Raw genomic sequence first — 1,417 nt, 5'->3', positions numbered from 1 at the left:
GTCAGTTAAGCCTGACTGGCATTGTTTTTATTGGTTTTTTTAACTCCATACTTCTGTGGTCTCGGCTTCACGCAGCGGGGATAACTTCGCTCCCTTCGGGCCGGTAATACAAACTGCCCTGCCTGTTTCTCCAGCTCCGCAACGCGTCCCGGGATATTCCCCGGCGACACATACGGCATGCAGCTCAACTCATGGATGAGGTAGACCGACGCCATGTGAAAACTCAGCTGACTCGCCGTGTATCCCTTCAAGCTCGCCGCCATCTTTACCATCTGGCTGCGCAGCAGGTTGTACGCCAGCAACACACCCCATAGCTCCTGCCGTATCCCCGCAGCCTTCTTGCTGCGCAGGGTCAGCCGGTGTTGTTGCAGGCTGTGCTTCATCTCCCGATAGCCCAACTCGATTTCCCAGCGATGGCTGTAGAGCTCGACGATGTCGGCACCCGGGAAACGCATCGGGTCAACCATCGAGGTCAGCACTTGCCGCTCCTTGCCGTTGATGTTGCGGGTCAGCAAGCGGGCTTCCACCGTGTCCGGCAGCTGCGGCCACTTCTTGCGTGCCTGTGGACTGGTCGTCAGGCGTACCACTACATCCTGACGCCCCAGCTTGCGCACCACCTCGTATTGCGTGCCCTTTTTGAGCGGCAGCAACCAGTGACGCTCGCAGCCAGCGGTTTGCCAGGCATGCAGCAGGCCGAGGGAGTAAAACCCCTTGTCGAACAGGGTCAGCGAGTGGTCCGGCGTACGCGCGACAAGCTGTTCGGCCAACACCATCTCGTTGACGGCGCAACTATCCATGACCGCCTGAACCAGCAGGTGACTGGTGAGCTCCATCTGGCAGAGCATGCGCACCTGCGGATAGGCGGTCTCGCCATGCTGGGTGCCGGGTTTGGCAAACTCGGCGGCATTGTCCGGGGTATCGGGCGTGCGCCACATCACGCCATCGACGGCGAGCAGTTGTAGTCCGGCCCAGCCGGGGTGATTGGCCTGCTGGTGCCAGTCTGCGGCGGTGTCGTGAAACAGGCGTTCGATGCTCTTGTGGCCAAGCTTTTGGCGAGCTTGCAGGAAAGCACTGGGGGCGACAAAGGGGCGGTCACCGGGCAACAGGATATCGAGCTGATTGACCAGCTGAGTCATGGGGACGTGGCGGAAGATGGCCATGCCGATAATGGCCCAGACCAGTCGCTCCATGGGCATACGGCGACGGCGCAGGGTAGCGACGCCCTCCTCGCCGAGCAGAGTGGTGATGAGTTCGGGGGGAATGAGGTTGGAGAGTGACTCAAACTGAGCGGCCTTGCTGGCGTGGAGGAAGTCGAGAGCTTGAGCGATACGCATAAAAAATCCGAAACCAATCAACAGGTTTCGGATTTTCACACATCAGAAGGATCGGTCAATGGATCCTTAACTGATCGGCATTA

Annotated in this window: 1 protein-coding gene; it reads right to left on the bottom strand. The window is 59.4% G+C overall.

Annotated features, from left to right (window positions below; genetic code table 11):
- Positions 1-5: 5 nt before the first annotated feature.
- Positions 6-1,334 (bottom strand): IS4 family transposase, encoded by a 1,329-nt coding sequence (locus BN4575_RS20305; protein ID WP_068979562.1) that lies wholly within the window; start codon positions 1,332-1,334, stop codon positions 6-8.
- Positions 1,335-1,417 lie beyond the last annotated feature (83 nt).

It is taken from the genome of Aeromonas sp. EERV15 (assembly GCF_900079845.1).
GTDB lineage: Bacteria > Pseudomonadota > Gammaproteobacteria > Enterobacterales > Aeromonadaceae > Aeromonas > Aeromonas sobria.
The sequence above is the reverse complement of the archived record's forward strand: the minus strand, read 5'-3'. Positions and strand labels throughout refer to the sequence as shown.

What these genes read in the sequence shown, in the direction of transcription:
- BN4575_RS20305 (WP_068979562.1), bottom strand. Translation starts at nt 1,334, where the DNA reads ATGCGTATCGCTCAAGCTCTCGACTTCCTCCACGCCAGCAAGGCCGCT.